Source organism: Pantoea sp. SO10, assembly GCF_005281435.1.
Taxonomy (GTDB): domain Bacteria; phylum Pseudomonadota; class Gammaproteobacteria; order Enterobacterales; family Enterobacteriaceae; genus Pantoea; species Pantoea leporis.
The window spans coordinates 2,981,520-2,999,256 of the sequence record NZ_CP040095.1; the positions used below are offsets into that span (position 1 = coordinate 2,981,520).

A 17,737-nucleotide genomic window follows, 5' to 3' on the forward strand; every position below is an offset into this window, starting at 1 on the left:
GCGCCGCGACAAATAAGGGCTGATATCCGTAGCGGCGCGATGAATCGCGCCAGGTTGACCTTAATACATAGAGGTTACAGCGCTTGCAAAGCATCCAGCGACGGCGCAAAAAAGTAGCTGCCGCTAACCGGTTTGGTGAAGCGCAGCATGGCGTCCATCTTGCCGTCGCGCTCGCCGAACATGCTCAGCAATTGCTGCTCAATATTGTAGAGACGATGACAGTAAGAGATGAAGTACAGCCCATGCGTGCCACTGGCGCTGCCGTATGGCAGGCTTTGGCGCAGAATTTTCAGCCCTTTCCCCTCTTCTTTCAGATCGACACGGCTGAGATGCGATGTCGCAGGACGCTGATCGCCCGGCAACTCTTCATCCGTCTCTTTAGTACGGCCAATAATCGCTTCCTGTTTCTCCACCGCCATGCGGTTCCACAGCTTAAGGTTGTGCTCCCAGCGCTGGGTAAACACATAGCTGCCGCCCGCATCTGCACCTGCGCTGATAATCGCTACCTCCTTGCGCGCTTCGCCCTGCGGATTTTCCGTGCCATCGACGAAGCCCGACAGATCGCGATTTTCAATCCAGCGGAAACCGTGCGTCTCTTCTTCGATATTGACCGCAGCGGCAAAGGCGCTCAGTGCCGCCTGAGCCAGCGCGAAGTTCACGTCATGTCGTTGGGATTGAATATGGATCAGCAAATCGCGCTGCGTGGCAGGCGCAATGCCGTTACCAAGCGCGGCGAAAGCTTTGAGTTCAGGTGCAGAAGCGTTGCCTTGCAGATCGCGCCACAGCGCATCACCAAAGGCGATCACCGCGCCCAATCCGGCATCACTGAATTGCGTCTGCAGCGCTTCAAGCTGCTGTAAGAAGAATTTGCTGCCCTGGCGCAGCGCGTCAAGATCGCCCGTGACGCGGGCTTCGAGCCAAATGGCGAAACGGCGGTGCTCCAACAGGATCCCGCTCTGAAACTGAGACATTGCAATGCTCTCCGGCATGAAGGTTAGACGATGTTTTTTTCGCCCGCATCATACCGGAAAGCCACACTCTTTGAGCGGGTTTTTAAGCAAGTTTTATCTGGTTTAACGCTGCCAGACAATCTTGCTGATTTTCCAGCTTTTCAGGGTATCGTCCGACGGCATCAAGCCTTCCGGACCATGCCATTCACCGCTGTAAATGTAGGAGATGTGCTGGCTGCCCGGCGCACGGCACTCAACATCGCGTGCATCAAGACCGGTGACCATTTTGCAGTTATTAAAGGCTTTGCTGAACTTGTCGCTGAACAGATCGCCGATCTTGCTGCCGTCCGCCGCTTTGGCATCGGCATCCTGCACTTCAATGCGCTCCACGCTGCTGCTGCCGTTAATCACCAATTTAACGTTGTCGCCATCCAGCGCCTGCCAGAAATCCATCACCTGACCATTCTGCGTGCGCATGCCCTGACGCAGTTTGTAATCGCCGTTCAGCGCTTTATGGATGGCGTCTTCCGACATTGAGGTGGTGCTCGTCAGGCCCGCAACGCCTTGCTCGGTGACCTCCAGCGATCCACCAAACCAGCCGAGTGGATTGAGCGCCGACCAGTGATAGCTAAGCGGATTGTACCAATGGCTTTCGCTATCGCTCGCGCTGCCAGAGGAACCCGAACTGGCGCAGCCGGCCAGAACCATGCTGCTAACCAGCAGTGCGTGACGAACAACTTTCATGAAAACTCCTTGATCTGCTAAGCCGATTGGCGTGCCTGTTGGAGTCACAAACCGGCAAAAAGTTTATTCGACCTGCTGATGTTCCGGCAGAAAGCAGTCGCGCAGGCGAGGTTGCGTTTGCAGCCAGAACAACGCCAGCAGGTCAAATAGCGTCAATAACAGCGGCAGCGGCGAGTCGGGAAAGGCGCCTTGCAGCAGGCTGGAACCCTGCCACAGCAGGCTGACAAGTAGCGATGCGCTCAACACATGACGCCAGCTTTGCCACAGGCGCGGCCAGCGCTGGCGATAGCCGGTCAGCAATAAGCCGATAGCCGCCGGAATGCCTAACGCCAGCCCCAGCCAGAAGCTTTGGCGGTCGGGATAGAACAGCGCCAGCAAATCATTGCCCTGCTGGCGTGATGCGCCCGCCATCACCAGCAGCAGCCAGGTGCGCGCCTGCAGTAACAGGATCAGCCAGAAAAGAAACGGCAGCCGCAGCTGCCCTTTCGCATCGTACTCTTCGGGAAGGTATTTCAAACCGACCCTCAATACTCGCGATCTTCAATCAAACGCTTGCCCAGCAGCAGCGAGTCCACCGGCTCGTATTCGAGCTTTTCGTAAAACGCCACCACCTGATCGTTCTCTTCGCGCACCATCAAATTGATTTTTGGGCAACCGCGCGCAATCAGCTTCTTCTCAAGACGATTCATCAACGCATTGGCAAAGCCACGGCCCTGATAATCAGGATGCACCGCCAGATAGTAGACGGAGCCGCGATGGCCGTCGTAGCCGCCCATCACCGTACCGACCACTTCGCCACCGACTTCCGCGACCAGAAACAGTTCCGCGTCATGGTTCATTTTGCGTTCAATGTCCAGCTCTGGATCGTTCCATGGGCGTAACAAATCGCAACGCTCCCAGAGCGTGATCACTTCTTCAAAATCTTCCTGGCGGAAAGAACGGATTTCCATCGACGTTACCCTGCTGTTAGGCACAATTCGCTGATTATCACGCATTCTTTGCCAGGCGCAACCCTCACGCGTGACAACGGAGCAAAAAAAGCGCGACATCGCTGTTAGTCTGTTGCAATAGAAAGTAAACACTTGAAATAGTTGCGAGGTCGCCGCCTGGCAATTGTTACGCTATAACACGGGGCAGGATTTACCTGCCATGGACCCGTAAATGATGAAGATTTCACTGCTTAAGCGCCTTACCAATCGTCGCCAACTGATACTTTCCGGTTTAGCGCTGGCGGTGTTGTCACCGCGTGCGGTGCAGGCCAAAGAACAGAACAGCGATTTGCGCGTTAGTCCGCGTCATACGCCACCGAAACCCGCCAGCAACGGCAAACGCATCGTGATGATCGATCCCGGCCACGGCGGCATCGATTCCGGCGCCGTCGGCGAAGAGGGCTCGGAAGAGAAACACATTGTGCTGGCGATCGCCAATACCGTGAAGACGCTGCTGCAATCGCATCCACGCATCGAAGTGCGCCTGACGCGCGACAGCGACCACTTTATTCCGCTCTATCAGCGCGTCGAAATCGCCCACCAGCACGGCGCTAACCTGTTTATGTCGATTCACGCCGATGGCTACACCAGCCCGGATGCTAACGGCGCATCGGTGTTTGCCCTTTCCAATCGCGGTGCCAGCAGCGCGATGGCGCGTTACCTTTCGCAGCGTGAAAACGATGCAGACAAAGTGGGCGGTGCTGAGGTGCAGGATAAAGATCATTACCTCAACCAGATTCTGTTCGATCTGGTGCAGACCGATACCATTCGCAACAGCCTGACGCTGGGTAAACACGTCCTCGATCAGATTCGCCCGGTGCATCATCTGCACAGCCAGCACACCGAACAGGCCGCGTTTGCCGTGCTGAAATCGCCGTCGATTCCTTCGGTGCTGGTGGAAACCTCCTTCATTACCAATCCGCGTGAAGAGCAGTTGCTTGGCACGCAGGCGTTCCGCCAGAAAATTGCCAGCGCCATTGCCGACGGCATCACCCGCTACTTCGATGAGGTCGATCGTCGCGAAGCATAGCCTTTATCCTGTGGTAGAATCGCGGCAAATTTCCGGAACGAGTGACTGATGAGCAATCCCGATATTTCCCGCGTCAAAGCCTTTTTGCTGGCGCTGCAAGATGATATTTGCGCCCAATTAGCGGCGGAAGATGGCAAGGCGAGCTTTGCCGAAGATGAGTGGCAACGTCCCGGCGGCGGCGGCGGACGCAGTCGCGTATTGCGTGATGGTGCGGTGTTTGAACAAGCCGGCGTTAACTTCTCGCACGTGCATGGCGATCAAATGCCCGCCTCCGCCACCGCGCATCGTCCTGAACTGGCCGGGCGCAGCTTTGAAGCGATGGGCGTATCGCTGGTGGTGCATCCATCCAATCCTTACGTGCCCACCAGCCACGCCAACGTGCGCTTCTTTATTGCGGAAAAACCGGGCGCCGATCCGGTGTGGTGGTTTGGTGGCGGTTTCGATCTTACGCCCTATTACGGCTTCGAAGAGGATGCGCTGCACTGGCATCAAACCGCACACGATCTGTGCCAGCCGTTTGGTGAGGAGGTTTATCCGCGCTACAAAAAGTGGTGCGACGATTACTTCTACCTTAAGCATCGCGACGAGCAGCGCGGTATCGGCGGTCTGTTTTATGACGACCTGAACACGCCCGATTTCGATTACTGCTTCGATTTCATGCAGGCAGTCGGCAACGGTTTTGCCAACGCCTACCTGCCGATTGTGGCCAGGCGCAAAGCGCTGCCGTGGGGCGATCGCGAGCGCCAGTTCCAGCTCTATCGTCGTGGTCGCTACGTCGAGTTCAATCTGGTGTGGGATCGCGGCACGCTGTTTGGCCTGCAAACCGGCGGCCGCACCGAATCCATTTTGATGTCGATGCCACCGCTGGTGCGCTGGGAATACGATTATCAGCCAGAAACCGATTCCCCCGAAGCCGCCTTGTACCGCGACTTCCTGCCAGTCAAAGATTGGTTGAAGCTACAAAATTAACAAACCGCACACCCCGTAGCGGCGCGATTTATCGCGCAATGAATTGCGCCGCGACAAGGTGTGCAGAATTTCATTGCGGCGCAACACATTCGCCAATCAAGTCGTTACAACGGCTCGGTCTGCGCCTCCACCACCGCTAACGCCACCATATTCACGATGCGCCGCACCGAGGCGATACGCGTCAACACATGCACCGGCTTGCTGATCCCCATCAACACCGGGCCCACCGTGACACCTTCGGAGCAGGAGACGCGCAGCAGGTTATAGCTGATACGCGCCGCTTCGACGTTCGGCATAATCAGCAAATTCGCGGTGCCTTTTAGCGGGCTGTCCGGCATCAGTTCACGGCGAATGCTCTCGACCAGCGCCGCATCACCGTGCATTTCGCCGTCAATCTCCAGATCCGGGGCGCGTTGCTGAATCAACGCGAGTACGTCGCGCATTTTGCGCGCGCCCGGCGCATTTGAGGTGCCAAAGCTGGAGTGCGACAGCAGCGCCACGCGCGGTTCAATGCCGAAGCGTCGCACCGTTTCCGCCGCCAGCAGCGTGATATCCGCCAGTTGTTCTGCGCTGGGATCTTCATTAACGTAGGTGTCAGCTATAAAGGTATTGCCGCTCGGCAATAGCAGCGCATTCATCGCGCCCGCCACCTTCACGTCCTCTCGCAGCCCAAACACTTTCTCCACCACATCATAATGTTCCTGATAATCGCCGATGGTGCCGCAGATCAGCGCATCGGCCTCACCGCGATGCACCATGATCGCGCCAATCAGCGTGGGATTGCCGATCACCGCGCGCTGGGCAGTTTCCGGCGTCACGCCGCGCCGTTTCATGATCTGGTAATACTCATTCCAGTACTCTTTAAAACGTGGATCGGATTCGTTATTGACGATCTCAAAATCTTTGCCCGCCTCGATCTTCAAACCCTGCTTTTGCAGACGCATAGCGATGACATTTGGCCGGCCAATCAGAATCGGCTTCGCCAGCCCTAACGTCACCAGCTCCTGCGTGGCGTGCAGCACGCGCACCTCTTCGCCTTCGGCCAGCACCACGCGTTTGGGATCTCTACGCGCCTGCGAAAAGATCGGCTTCATAAACAGATTGGTTTTATAGACGAACTCGGTGAGCTGCTCACGATAAGCATCAAAATCCTCAATCGGTCGCGTGGCGACGCCCGATTCCATCGCCGCTTTCGCCACCGCGGGCGCAATCTGCACGATTAAACGCGGATCGAACGGTTTGGGGATCAGGTATTCCGGGCCGAAACTCAGATCCTGATCGTCATACGCCGACGCCACCACATCGCTCTGTTCCGCCTGCGCCAGCGCCGCAATCGCGTGCACCGCCGCCAGCTTCATCTCTTCATTGATCGCCGTGGCACCCACGTCCAGCGCGCCACGGAAGATAAACGGGAAGCACAACACGTTGTTCACCTGATTGGGGAAATCAGAGCGCCCGGTGCAGATAATCGCGTCGGGCCGCACCTGTTTGGCCAGCGGCGGCATGATTTCCGGCTCGGGATTGGCCAGCGCCAGAATCAGCGGATGCTGCGCCATCTTCTGCACCATCTCCGGCGTCAGCGCTTTGGGGCCGGAACAGCCAAGGAAAATATCCGCGCCGCCAATCACATCATCCAGCGTGCGTGCGCCGCTGTCGGCCACCGCATAGGCCGCTTTGGTCGGCGTCATATTCGGCTCGCGATCGCGATAGATCACCCCTTTGGAATCGCACACCACAATGTTGTGCTGCTGCATGCCGAGCGCCACCAGCAGATTCAGGCAGGCAATCGCCGAAGCGCCTGCGCCGGAAACCACCAGCCGCACCTCGCTGATGGCTTTTTTAACGATGGTTAAGCCGTTGAGCACCGCCGCGGTACAGATGATCGCCGTGCCGTGCTGATCGTCGTGAAATACCGGGATCTGCATGCGCTCACGCAGCTGTTGCTCAATATAGAAACACTCGGGCGCTTTGATATCTTCCAGATTGATGCCACCAAAAGTGGGTTCCAGCGCGGCAATCACCTCAATCAACTTATCGGGATCGCGTTCATCGATTTCGATATCAAACACGTCAATGCCGGCGAACTTTTTAAACAGCACGCCCTTGCCTTCCATCACCGGCTTACTCGCCAGCGCGCCAATGTTACCCAGCCCCAGCACCGCGGTGCCGTTGGAGATCACCGCCACCAGATTGCCACGCGCGGTGTATTTGCGCGCCGCCAGCGGATCGGCGGCAATTTCCAGACAAGGCGCAGCGACGCCAGGCGAATAGGCCAGCGCCAGATCGCGCTGCGTGGCTAACGGTTTGGTGGGTGAAACCTGAATTTTTCCGGGCGTGGGAAATTGATGAAAATCGAGCGCGCTTTGCTTGAGTTGATCGTCCATTGGGCATCCTTTGGCATCGCTAAATAGGCATTCAGTATAGGAATGTGCGGCACAAAAGAGGGTGAAGGCGCTCAAAGAACGCACAGACTGAAAGGCACGGATTGCCACCGCTTCGCCTGCGGGATCGGCACAGCCTGCTATCCTTATTGATGGCAAAAAGCGTAGCTGAACCGTTTAGGCCAGTCCTCCTTTCACTATCGCACCTCTTAAGCGCCACGACGCCACAATCAGAGAAAACGCATTTTCTTCGTGTAACGTCTGTAGCACTGTGTTGGACCAATACTTAACAGGAATGGGTGCAACACCTTTGCCCACATTATTGCTAATCAAGGAGTTAAGTGATGAACCAGCTAGATGCATTGAAACAATACACCACCGTGGTGGCGGACAGCGGCGATATCGAATCCATTCGCCATTACAATCCAGAAGACGCGACCACCAACCCCTCATTGATTCTGAAAGCCGCCGGTCTTGAGGGTTATAAACATCTGATTGATGACGCCATCGACTACGCGAAAAAACAGGGCGGCAGCAAAGAGACGCAAATCATCAACGCCAGCGACAAAGTGGCGATCAACCTCGGTATGGAAATTCTGAAAAGCATACCGGGCCGTGTTTCGACCGAAGTGGATGCGCGCCTCTCCTTCGATCGTGGCATGTGTGTCACCAAAGCCGAGAAGCTGGTGCGTCTGTACGAAGAGCACGGCATCGACCGCTCACGCATTCTGATCAAACTGGCGTCAACCTGGGAAGGCATCAAAGCCGCCGAGGAGCTGGAGAAAAACGGCATTCAGTGCAACCTGACGCTGCTGTTCTCCTTCGCTCAGGCGCGTGCCTGTGCCGAAGCCGGTGTGTTCCTGATTTCTCCGTTTGTTGGCCGTATTTACGACTGGTACAACACCCGCAAACCGATGGATCCGTATGTGGTTGATGAAGATCCGGGCGTGAAATCTGTGCGCCGTATCTACGATTACTACAAGAAGCACCGTTACAGCACCGTCATCATGGGCGCCAGCTTCCGCAAAGTGGAACAGATTCAGGCGCTGGCCGGCTGCGACCGTTTGACCATTTCCCCTAACCTGCTGGAAGAGCTGGCCAATAGCGACGCGCCGCTGGAGCGTAAGCTGGAGCCATCAACCGAAGGTTTCCATCAGCCGGCTTCACTGTCTGAAGCGGAATTCCGCTGGGAACACAATCAGGATCCGATGGCGGTAGAAAAACTGTCAGACGGCATCCGTCAGTTCGCCGTCGACCAGCAGAAGCTGGAAGACGTGCTCTCTTCTCGTCTGTAATCCGCACTCACTCTTATGGCGGATGGGCATTGGCTCATCCGCTATCGCCAAATCACAAGGGAGAACCTTATGTCTTCACGCAGAGAGTTGGCTAACGCAATTCGTGCACTCAGCATGGATGCGGTACAAAAAGCAAATTCCGGGCACCCAGGTATGCCGATGGGCATGGCAGATATCGCCGAAGTGTTATGGCGCGATGTGTTGAAACACAATCCCAACAATCCGGCGTGGGCCGATCGTGACCGCTTTATTCTTTCCAACGGTCACGGCTCGATGCTGCTCTACAGCCTGCTGCATCTCACCGGCTACGACCTGCCGATGGAAGAATTGAAAAACTTCCGTCAGCTGCACTCTAAAACGCCGGGACACCCTGAACTCGGCTACACGCCTGGCGTGGAAACCACCACCGGTCCGCTCGGCCAGGGCCTGGCCAACGCGGTAGGTTTAGCGATTGCCGAACGCACGCTGGCGGCGCAGTTTAACCGTCCCGGCCACGACATCGTCGATCACCACACCTACGTGTTTATGGGCGATGGTTGTTTGATGGAAGGCATCTCGCACGAAGTGAGCTCGCTGGCCGGTACGCTCGGCCTCGGCAAACTGATTGGTTTCTACGATCACAACGGCATCTCCATCGATGGTGAAACCGAAGGCTGGTTCACCGACGACACGCACAAACGTTTCGAAGCCTACAACTGGCACGTCATCGGTAGCGCAGAAGGTATCGACGGCCACGATTCGGCAGCGATCGCTGCGGCGATTAAAGAGGCACAAAGCGTCACCGATAAGCCGTCACTGATTATCTGTCGCACCACTATCGGTTTCGGCTCGCCGAACAAAGCCGGTAAAGAGGAGTCGCACGGCGCGGCGCTGGGCGAAGAAGAAGTGGCGTTGACGCGGCAGAAACTGGGCTGGCACTATCCGCCGTTTGAGATCCCGAAAGAGATTTATCAGCAGTGGGATGCCAAAGAAGCGGGCGCGCAGCGCGAGAAATCCTGGGATGATAAGTTTGCCGCTTATAAAGAGGCACACCCCGAGTTGGCGCAGGAGTTTACCCGTCGTCTGAGCGGTGAAATGCCGGCTAACTGGAGTAGCGAAGTGCAGAAGTTTGTTGAAGAGCTGCAGGCTAATCCACAGAAAATCGCCAGCCGTAAAGCCTCACAAAATACGCTGGAAGTGTTTGGCAAGCTGCTGCCGGAATTCCTCGGCGGCTCAGCGGATCTGGCACCCAGTAACCTCACCATCTGGTCGGGCTCAAAATCGATCAAAGAGGATAGTGCCGGTAACTACATTCACTACGGCGTACGTGAATTTGGTATGACGGCGATCGGCAACGGCATCGCGCATCACGGCGGCTTCGTGCCATACACCGCTACCTTCCTGATGTTCGTCGAATACGCGCGTAATGCGGTGCGCATGGCGGCGCTGATGAAGGCGCGTCAGGTGCTGGTGTATACGCATGACTCCATCGGCCTCGGCGAAGATGGTCCGACGCACCAGCCAGTTGAGCAGATTGCCAGCCTGCGCGTTACGCCCAACATGAGTGTGTGGCGTCCGTGCGATCAGGTGGAAACCGCCGTGGCGTGGCAAGCCGCCGTTGAGCGCCATCATGGGCCAACCGCGCTGATCCTCTCGCGTCAGAACCTGCTGCAGCCAGAGCGTAGCAAAGAGCAGGTGGCGAATATTGCACGCGGTGGCTATGTGCTGCAGGACAGCAACGGCACGCCGGATGCGATCATCATCGCCACCGGTTCGGAGATTGAAATCGCGCTGGGCGCGGCAGATAAACTCACCGCTGCTGGCCACAAGATTCGCGTGGTTTCGCTGCCGAGCACCGACGTGTTTGATAAGCAGGACGTCGCGTATCGCGAATCGGTGCTGCCATCCGGCGTGAAAGCGCGCGTGGCGGTCGAAGCCGGTATTGCTGATTACTGGTACAAGTATGTTGGTCTGGATGGCGCGATTGTCGGTATGACCACCTTTGGTGAGTCAGCCCCCGCCGGCAAACTGTTCCCGGAATTCGGTTTCACCGTGGAGAACATCGTCAGCCATACTGAAGCTTTACTCAAGCCGCACTAATCGATCTGGCCCTGCGTCTTTTTGGCGTAAGGGCCATTTTTTGATCACAGCCTGAAACAGAAAAAAATCCGCTCTGCCCCCTTCACGCCTCGCGCAAACTGATTACTATAAGCTTTCCTCCGATTCTTATAGCGGACGCATACCCGTTGAAAAAACGTACTCCTTTTTTACTGGCCTTAATGGTTACAGTGCTTCCATTAAAAAGCATGGCGCAGTCGTCGCCCGATCCGCTGTTGGCATCGCAAATTGTTGATCGCTACGCCGAGCACATTTTCTATGGCAGCGGCGCAACCGGCATGGCGCTGGTGGCGATTGATGGCAATCAGCGGGTTTTCGCCAGCTTTGGTGATACGCGCCCCGGCAACAACGTGCGTCCGCAGCCCGATTCGGTGATTCGTATTGCCTCGCTCAGCAAGCTGATGACCAGCGAAGTGATGGTGAAGATGGCCGAACGCGGTCAACTGCGTCTTGACGATCCGCTGAGCAAATACGCGCCGCCTGGCGCGCGCGTGCCAAGCTATAACGGCCAGCCGATTCGCCTGATTAACCTCTCCACCCACACCAGCGGCCTGCCGCGCGAGCAGCCCGGCGGTAAACCGCATCGTCCGGTGTTTGTCTGGCCGACCAGGTCCGATCGCTGGCAGTGGCTGAGCGGAGCGGCATTAAAGGCCGCGCCAGGCACCAATGCCGCCTATTCAAACCTGGGCTTTGATCTGCTGAGCGATGCGCTCGCCAAAGCGGCGGGCATGCCCTATCCAGCACTGTTCCAGCAGTTGATAACGCGTCCGCTGGGCATGAAAGACACCACCTTTACGCCGTCACCGGATCAGTGTCAGCGTCTGATGATTGCCGAGAAAGGTGCCAGTCCGTGTAACAACACGCTTGCGGCCATCGGTAGCGGCGGCGTTTACTCAACGCCAGACGATATGGGCCGCTGGATGCAGCAGTTCCTTAACTCGGCGGTGAATCACCGCACGCCGCAAATTGATCGCCTGCAAACGCTGATTTATCGTCGTGACCAGCTAACCAAAGTGGAAGGCATGGATGTGCCGGGCCGCGCCGATGCGCTGGGCATGGGTTGGGTCTATATGGGGCCAAAGGAAGGTCGTCCGGGGATTATTCAGAAAACCGGCGGTGGCGGCGGCTTCATTACCTATATGGCGATGGTGCCGCAGCACAACGTCGGCGTGTTTGTGGTGGTGACTCGCTCGCCGTTAACGCGCTTCACCCCGATGAGCGATGGCGTGAATAATATGCTGACCGAGCTGGTGGGCAATCAATCGGGTTCACCGATGACGGTGCAAGCCATCCGCTAACTGGGTTGTGGTGCAGGCTGTAGCGGCGCAATTCATTGCGCGATAAATCGCGCCGCTACGGAATGTGCAATGATTTAATGCTGCACGTGGTATTAACGCGACTGCGCCGGATTTTGCGATTCAGTAACCCATAATGTTGGCCAATCCTCACTGCTGTGCCACGCATCGCAGGTCTTCTCTTCCGCATACTCCGCCAGCACAAACTCGTTGCCGTCATACTGCCAGCGCGTTGCCACGCCGCAATCCCCCAAACCACGTCCTTTACTGAAGGTGTAGAGCAATCCATGGCTGGCATCAAATTCCGCGTTCACCAACTCCAGCTGATTATCCCCGCGTGACGGCGGCGTAAACGGCAGCGTTAAGCTCAGACCGCGCGATACATAAGGCTGCGTGCGCGTCACTTCAAAGGCCAGATCGATCACGTTATACGCACCGGTTTCGCAGCTGATCAGCAGCAGCGCTTTGCTGTCGGTCAGCGGCGACACGCTCACTTCACGCCGCAGTGGATCGAGCGAGCAGTTATCGGTATTCACCCGCCAGGTACCAAAATCAATTAAACCGCTGGTTTCTTCCTGCGTCAGCGGTGGCGGCGGCGGTAATGGCGAAGGTAACGCCGGCAACGCTGGCTGCGGCGGCACATCCCACTGCACGCGGTCGCCACGCTTCACCCAGGCGCTGGCACCGTTGACGCGGCCCTGCACGTCATCCATCAACAGTAATGCCGCCTTCATGCCGCTAAGCGGAATGGTGGCGTTGGCTTTATAGGTCAGCTGCAGATTTTGCGCATCCAGCGTCTGCGCCAGAAACTCGTCGATGGCGATAGCATTACTGGTCGCCAGATGATGCGGTTCCACCGTCCAGTGTTTAAGGTCTGGTGTGAGACGGCGTTGATCGAGTAGCAGGTTATCCTTGAGCGGGCCGCCCGGCAGCTCACCGCTGTAGGCGCTGCCGTAATCAATACGCAGCAAGGGACGATCGTTGACGCCAGCATGACGTGAGAGCGTCATCACTAAGCCGTTGTCACCGGGAAAACTGCGTGCCACGCAAAAAGCCGCGTTATTGCAGGTCAGTTGCCAGTCAGAAAATGACTTTTGCAGTGGCTGAGCCTGAACGCACGCGACAAAAAGAAAGGGCAATAAAAGCAGTAACTTCATCCAATACGACATCAAAAAATCGGTCCCCAAATTCCTGGAAAGAAAATAATAGCGCAACGGGAACGCTGTCAGCAGGCCTAAACTGTGAGCCGGCCCTAAAAGCGAGGTTAACCGCTGAAAAAGCCGTCACCTGTGGCGAACGGGTACTGGATGGGGCAAGCGCTCATCATCCGTTTTGACCGATTACTGCTCAATCGGATTCGTCGGACTCTTGTTAACTCATGACAAAACGGTCAAATACACACAAACGGTCATAAGCGGTCATGTTAGGTTAAATCCATGTTTTGGATTTGCAACGCGCGTAGAACGCGGATTTCGCGCCATTAGGCTTATTTATGTGAGACATATCACTTAATTTTGATAACCAGACATCTCATTTACATATAAGACAGATCCAGATCACTCTAATCAGCTAAGGCGTTTTGGTGACTGTGGACTCGTGCGCAGCCCACACTTTCTAAATGCGCTATCCAGTAATTTATAGCCATCGGAGGTTAGTTATGTTGCCGATTGAAAGACAGCAGCGAATTATTGACGAATTAAATTTAAATGGTCGGGTCATTGTCGCTGAATTAGTCACGTTATGTCAGGTTTCACAAGAAACTATTCGGCGTGATTTAACGCAGCTGGAGAAACGTGGTCTGTTACAACGCAGTCACGGTGGTGCGGTACCCGCAAAACGACAGGCCGCCAACATTCAGGGAAATACGCGAGGTGTTAACGAGTATGAATTATCTTTCCGCCAGAGAGTCAATGAACATGTTGATGCAAAAATGGCTATTGCCAAACGCGCACTCGATTTCATTAGCCCCGGCGATTGTATATTACTCGATAGCAGCACCACTTGCTGGTATTTAGCGCGACAGCTGCCGGATATTGAATTAACGGTATTAACCAATTCCATCAGGATTGTACAAACCCTTGCGGCGCGCGGCAGCATCCGCACCATCTGTCTGGGGGGAGAATATTCTGACCGTTATGAAGATTTCCACGGCGTCGTCGCCGAGCAACCGCTCAGGGAATTTCAGATCAATAAGATCTTTTTCTCCTGTAGCAGTTTAGGCAATGACGGTTATTTACGTGAAGGTAACGAAAACAACGCACATTTAAAACAGCAAATGTTATTAGCAGCGGAAAGAAAACATCTGCTGCTGGACGGAAGTAAATTCCTGCGGCCCTCATTCGCGCGTATTTGTCATTATCGCGATGTGGACTTTCTCATTACTGACCAATTAAAAGACAAAGAGCTGGAACAAGAATTAGCGTGGAACGGCGTCAATATTATTGATTGCTCCCAGCGCAGCCATTCTATGCAGCTAATAAAAAATTAAATCGGAGTCTTTATGAAAAAACATCTTATCGCCTGTTCTCTGCTCGCCCTGTTTGCCGCCTCCGGCGCGCAGGCTGCTGACAAATTACGCATGGGCATCGTGGTGAAAATTGGCGGTATTCCGTGGTTCAACGCCATGGAAGCGGGCATCAAGAGTGAAGCGGCGAAACGCGGCATTGACGCGTGGATGGTGGGACCAACGGCGGCCGATCCGGCTCTGCAGGTGCGCGCTATCGAAGATTTGATTGCCCAGAAGGTCGACATCATTGGCGTGGTGCCAAATGACCCGAAAGTGCTGGAACCAGTGCTGAAGCGCGCCCGTGATGCCGGCATTGAAGTGATCACCCACGAATCGCCGGATCAGAAAGGCGCTAACTGGGACTTCGAACTGGTGGATGCGCCGACGCACGGCATCAACCATATGAAAGCGCTGGCGAAATGCATGCATGAAGAGGGCAAATACGCCATGTACGTCGGCAGCCTGACCGTGCCGCTGCACCAGCAGTGGACCGACGCCGCGCTGAATTATCAGAAAGAACACTATCCGAAGATGCAGATGGTCACCGACAAGTTTGGCGTCGGCGAATCGCTGGATGACTCGATTCGCACCACTAATGAACTGATGTCCAAGTATCCGGATTTGAAAGGAATTATGGCCTTTGGTTCACAGGGTCCGATTGGCGCCGGTCGCGCGGTGATGAACCGTAACAAGATCGATCAGGTCTGCGTAATTGGTGCCTTTAGTCCTGGCCAGGGCGCATCGCTGGTGCAGCGTGGCGCGATCAAAGGCGGCTACATCTGGAACCCGCAGACCGCAGGCGAAGTGTTCGTGCGTATCGCCGACATGATGCAGAAGAAAGAGCCAATCACCGACGGAATGACCATCGAGGGTTTGGGCAAAGTGAAAGTTGACGAGGCGACCCACACCATCCTCGGCAACAACACCGAAAGCCTGGACAAAGAGAACCTGCCAAAACTGGTGAAAATGGGGCTGTAATGATGAATGAGGTGATCCCACAGACGCTGATTGCGCTCGATAACCTGTCGAAAACATTTGGTGGCAACCGCGCACTGAGCGATATCTCGCTGACCTTACTGGCTGGCGAAGTGCACTGTCTCGCTGGCACCAACGGCTGTGGCAAGAGCACCTTAATCAAAGTCATTTCCGGGGTGCACGCCCCGGATAGCGGCAGCCGCATCACGCTGGGCGACGGCCCGAGCTTTCCGCGTCTGACCACTCGCCAGGCGCGTGACTTCGGTATCCAGGTGATTTATCAGGATCTGTCGCTGTTCCCCAACCTCAGCGTGGCGGAAAACATCGCCTTCGAGCACAACCTGAATAGCCTGCTCGGCTGGCACCGCAAAGCCAAACTGCGTGAAACCGCGCAGCGCATCATTGATGAACTGAAGTTTGAACTCGATCTCGATGAGAAAGTGGCGTCGCTGTCGATTGCGCAGCGTCAGCAGGTGGCGATCTGCCGCGCGCTGGTCGCCGATGCGCGGCTGGTGATCATGGATGAGCCGACGGCGTCGCTGACGCGCACCGAAGTGAATCAGCTGCTGCGCACCGTACGTTACCTGAAAGACAAAAACATCTGCGTGGTGTTTGTCAGCCATCGACTGGATGAAGTGCTGGAGATCTCAGATCGCGTGACGGTGATCCGCGACGGCCGCAAAATGGGCTGCTGGCCCGCAAAAGCGATGACGCCGCACCATCTGACCGAGCTGATGACCGGCCTGAAGCTCGACTATCAGCTGAAAACGCCGACGCGCCATGACGATCGCCTGATCCTCGAAGTCGAAAAACTGACGCGCGCCGGACAATACCATGACGTTAATTTCAAACTCTATCAGGGCGAAGTGCTGGGCCTGTGCGGCCTTTTAGGCTCGGGACGCACCGAACTGGCGCTGTCGCTGTTTGGCATGACCAAACCGGACAGCGGCAAGATCTGGCTCGACAGCAAACCGGTGCGCTTCCGTGGGCACGAAGATGCGATCAAAGCCGGCATCGGCTACGTCTCCGAAGATCGCTTAACCCTGGGTTTAGTGCAGCAACAATCGGTGGCCGACAACATGGTGCTGCCGATTCTCGACAAGCTGCAAAACCGTTTCCACCTGATTGATGAATACCGCAAGAACAAGCTGATCCTGCAGTGGATTCAGCAGCTTGGCGTGCGTGTTGCCGATCCCAATCTGGCCATCTCCACGCTCTCCGGCGGCAACCAGCAGAAAATCGTGCTGGCGAAATGGGTGCTGACCCAGCCGCGCATCCTGATCCTCGATTCGCCCACCGTTGGCGTGGATGTCGGCGCTAAAGCCAGCATCTATCAACTGATTCATCTGCTGGCGAAAGAGGGTTTGTCGATCATCCTGATTTCCGACGAAGTGCCGGAGGTTTGGTATAACTGCGACCGCATCCTGCACTTCCGTGATGGCACCGTTCATGCCGAATACCAACCCGATACCGTTGAGCAACAGCAGCTGGCGGAGGTGATCAATGCCTGATTTTTCTCGTTTACGTCCGAGTTCCAGCCAGGGCTGGCTGGCCTGGGTTTTGCTGGCGTTCATCGTGTTTTTCTCTGCCGCCAGCGATCAGTTTCTGACGGTGCAAAACCTGCTGGATCTGGCAGAAAGCTACGCTGTGACCGGCATCTTCGCCCTCGGCCTGTTTGTGGTGCTGGTGACCGGCGGCATCGATATCTCCTTTGCTGCGGTGGCGTCGGTGGTGCAATACCTGATCGCCTCGCTGTTTGTGCAGTTCCAGTTTGATAACGCCCTGCTCAGCATCCTGCTGGCGGTGGTGTGCGGCACGCTGTTTGGCGTGATCAACGCCCTGCTGATCACCACGCTGCGCGTCGTCTCAATCATCATCACCATCAGCATGCAGTCGCTGCTGTTTGGCCTGTTGATGTGGGTAACCGGCGGCAAAAGCCTCTATTCGCTGCCGGACTGGTGGATCACGCTGCGCAGCGTGCTGCCATTCACCTGGCAAGGCAACAGCTTCCAGATTGGCTTGCCGCTGGTGACCATGCTGGTGATTGCCGGACTTACCGCGCTGCTGCTGAACAAAACCAATCTCGGTCGCCAACTGTATGCGGTGGGCGGCGATGCGGAATCGGCGCGCCGCATCGGTATTCGCGTCGGTCTGATTCATGTCTTCGCCTATGGCTGGCTGGGTGCCATGGCGGCGATTGGCGGCTTGGTGCAGGTCTATCGCATGGGCGAAGTGGTGCCAAATGCGCTGGTCGGCGGCGAGCTGGATGTGCTGGCCGCCACGGTGCTGGGCGGTGCCAGCCTGATGGGCGGCAAAGGCACGGTGAGCGGCACGCTGATGGGTGTCTTTCTTATCGCCATCCTGAAGAACGGCCTCAACCTGATTGGCGTCTCCAACTACTTCATGAACATCGTGGTGGGCGGCGTAATCATGGTGGCCATCGCCGTGACTCACTACAAAAAACGTAAAGAAACTGATGTCAGTTTCGTCTAACGGGAGCCGCATC

15 protein-coding genes are annotated in these 17,737 nt (G+C 56.1%); 9 read left to right on the top strand and 6 right to left on the bottom strand.

Annotated features, from left to right (window positions below; all coding sequences use genetic code 11):
- Positions 1–74: 74 nt before the first annotated feature.
- The 4 genes from FCN45_RS13820 to FCN45_RS13835 form a co-directional block, all read right to left on the bottom strand.
- The gene (locus tag FCN45_RS13820) at positions 75–971 is read right to left on the bottom strand and encodes a Dyp-type peroxidase (protein WP_137386247.1); all 897 of its coding nucleotides are present in this window, start codon (positions 969–971) and stop codon (positions 75–77) included.
- A gap of 102 nt (positions 972–1,073) precedes the next feature.
- Entirely contained in the window at positions 1,074–1,694 is a 621-nt protein-coding gene (locus FCN45_RS13825) for an RpoE-regulated lipoprotein (RefSeq protein ID WP_101763568.1), read from the bottom strand.
- A 63-nt stretch (positions 1,695–1,757) separates the two neighbouring features.
- On the bottom strand, positions 1,758–2,210 hold the full coding sequence (locus tag FCN45_RS13830; protein ID WP_233501682.1) for a DUF2919 domain-containing protein: 453 nt from the start codon (positions 2,208–2,210) through the stop codon (positions 1,758–1,760).
- Positions 2,211–2,218: 8 nt separating this feature from the next.
- Positions 2,219–2,644, bottom strand: a complete 426-nt coding sequence (locus FCN45_RS13835; RefSeq protein ID WP_061717913.1) for a GNAT family acetyltransferase — start codon at positions 2,642–2,644, stop codon at positions 2,219–2,221.
- A gap of 211 nt (positions 2,645–2,855) precedes the next feature.
- On the opposite strand from FCN45_RS13835, the gene amiA reads away from it, so the two are divergent.
- Positions 2,856–3,713: an N-acetylmuramoyl-L-alanine amidase AmiA gene (gene amiA / locus FCN45_RS13840; protein WP_110866511.1), complete on the top strand. Its 858-nt coding sequence runs from the start codon at positions 2,856–2,858 to the stop codon at positions 3,711–3,713.
- A gap of 48 nt (positions 3,714–3,761) precedes the next feature.
- Positions 3,762–4,682, top strand: coding sequence for an oxygen-dependent coproporphyrinogen oxidase (hemF, locus tag FCN45_RS13845; protein ID WP_137386248.1), 921 nt, complete (start codon positions 3,762–3,764; stop codon positions 4,680–4,682).
- A gap of 104 nt (positions 4,683–4,786) precedes the next feature.
- Here the strand turns inward: hemF and maeB are convergent, their stop codons facing one another.
- Positions 4,787–7,066 carry an NADP-dependent oxaloacetate-decarboxylating malate dehydrogenase gene (gene maeB / locus FCN45_RS13850; RefSeq protein WP_137386249.1) on the bottom strand — a complete coding sequence of 760 codons (2,280 nt, stop codon included), beginning with the start codon at positions 7,064–7,066 and terminating at the stop codon, positions 4,787–4,789.
- 341 nt (positions 7,067–7,407) lie between these two features.
- Between maeB and tal the strand changes: the two genes are divergently transcribed.
- From tal to ampH, 3 genes are all read left to right on the top strand, one after another.
- Positions 7,408–8,358 (top strand): transaldolase, encoded by a 951-nt coding sequence (gene tal, locus FCN45_RS13855; protein WP_101763551.1) that lies wholly within the window; start codon positions 7,408–7,410, stop codon positions 8,356–8,358.
- Positions 8,359–8,427: 69 nt separating this feature from the next.
- Positions 8,428–10,437 carry a transketolase gene (tkt, locus tag FCN45_RS13860; RefSeq protein WP_110866508.1) on the top strand — a complete coding sequence of 670 codons (2,010 nt, stop codon included), beginning with the start codon at positions 8,428–8,430 and terminating at the stop codon, positions 10,435–10,437.
- 146 nt (positions 10,438–10,583) lie between these two features.
- Positions 10,584–11,753, top strand: coding sequence for a D-alanyl-D-alanine-carboxypeptidase/endopeptidase AmpH (ampH, locus tag FCN45_RS13865; protein ID WP_137386250.1), 1,170 nt, complete (start codon positions 10,584–10,586; stop codon positions 11,751–11,753).
- Between the two features lie 92 nt (positions 11,754–11,845).
- Here ampH and FCN45_RS13870 read toward each other — a convergent pair whose 3' ends face one another.
- A complete protein-coding gene (locus FCN45_RS13870) occupies positions 11,846–12,919 on the bottom strand; it encodes a DUF1176 domain-containing protein (protein WP_110866507.1) in 1,074 nt (357 codons plus the stop codon).
- A gap of 488 nt (positions 12,920–13,407) precedes the next feature.
- Here FCN45_RS13870 and FCN45_RS13875 point away from each other — a divergent pair, with 488 nt between their 5' ends.
- The 4 genes from FCN45_RS13875 to FCN45_RS13890 are packed head-to-tail and all read left to right on the top strand — an operon-like array spanning position 13,408 to position 17,724.
- Positions 13,408–14,238 carry a DeoR/GlpR family DNA-binding transcription regulator gene (locus FCN45_RS13875; RefSeq protein ID WP_101763547.1) on the top strand — a complete coding sequence of 277 codons (831 nt, stop codon included), beginning with the start codon at positions 13,408–13,410 and terminating at the stop codon, positions 14,236–14,238.
- A gap of 12 nt (positions 14,239–14,250) precedes the next feature.
- Positions 14,251–15,234, top strand: coding sequence for a substrate-binding domain-containing protein (locus tag FCN45_RS13880; protein ID WP_110866506.1), 984 nt, complete (start codon positions 14,251–14,253; stop codon positions 15,232–15,234).
- Positions 15,235–15,236: 2 nt separating this feature from the next.
- Entirely contained in the window at positions 15,237–16,742 is a 1,506-nt protein-coding gene (locus tag FCN45_RS13885; protein WP_110866694.1) for a sugar ABC transporter ATP-binding protein, read from the top strand.
- Entirely contained in the window at positions 16,735–17,724 is a 990-nt protein-coding gene (locus tag FCN45_RS13890) for an ABC transporter permease (protein WP_101763545.1), read from the top strand. Before FCN45_RS13885 ends, FCN45_RS13890 begins: the two co-directional genes overlap by 8 nt.
- The last annotated feature ends 13 nt before the right edge of the window (positions 17,725–17,737 follow it).

What these genes read in the sequence shown, in the direction of transcription:
- FCN45_RS13820 (WP_137386247.1), bottom strand. Translation starts at nt 971, where the DNA reads ATGTCTCAGTTTCAGAGCGGGATCCTGTTGGAGCACCGCCGTTTCGCC.
- FCN45_RS13825 (WP_101763568.1), bottom strand. Translation starts at nt 1,694, where the DNA reads ATGAAAGTTGTTCGTCACGCACTGCTGGTTAGCAGCATGGTTCTGGCC.
- FCN45_RS13835 (WP_061717913.1), bottom strand. Translation starts at nt 2,644, where the DNA reads ATGGAAATCCGTTCTTTCCGCCAGGAAGATTTTGAAGAAGTGATCACG.
- amiA (WP_110866511.1), top strand. Translation starts at nt 2,856, where the DNA reads ATGATGAAGATTTCACTGCTTAAGCGCCTTACCAATCGTCGCCAACTG.
- hemF (WP_137386248.1), top strand. Translation starts at nt 3,762, where the DNA reads ATGAGCAATCCCGATATTTCCCGCGTCAAAGCCTTTTTGCTGGCGCTG.
- maeB (WP_137386249.1), bottom strand. Translation starts at nt 7,066, where the DNA reads ATGGACGATCAACTCAAGCAAAGCGCGCTCGATTTTCATCAATTTCCC.
- tal (WP_101763551.1), top strand. Translation starts at nt 7,408, where the DNA reads ATGAACCAGCTAGATGCATTGAAACAATACACCACCGTGGTGGCGGAC.
- tkt (WP_110866508.1), top strand. Translation starts at nt 8,428, where the DNA reads ATGTCTTCACGCAGAGAGTTGGCTAACGCAATTCGTGCACTCAGCATG.
- FCN45_RS13870 (WP_110866507.1), bottom strand. Translation starts at nt 12,919, where the DNA reads ATGTCGTATTGGATGAAGTTACTGCTTTTATTGCCCTTTCTTTTTGTC.
- FCN45_RS13875 (WP_101763547.1), top strand. Translation starts at nt 13,408, where the DNA reads ATGTTGCCGATTGAAAGACAGCAGCGAATTATTGACGAATTAAATTTA.
- FCN45_RS13880 (WP_110866506.1), top strand. Translation starts at nt 14,251, where the DNA reads ATGAAAAAACATCTTATCGCCTGTTCTCTGCTCGCCCTGTTTGCCGCC.
- FCN45_RS13885 (WP_110866694.1), top strand. Translation starts at nt 15,237, where the DNA reads ATGAATGAGGTGATCCCACAGACGCTGATTGCGCTCGATAACCTGTCG.
- FCN45_RS13890 (WP_101763545.1), top strand. Translation starts at nt 16,735, where the DNA reads ATGCCTGATTTTTCTCGTTTACGTCCGAGTTCCAGCCAGGGCTGGCTG.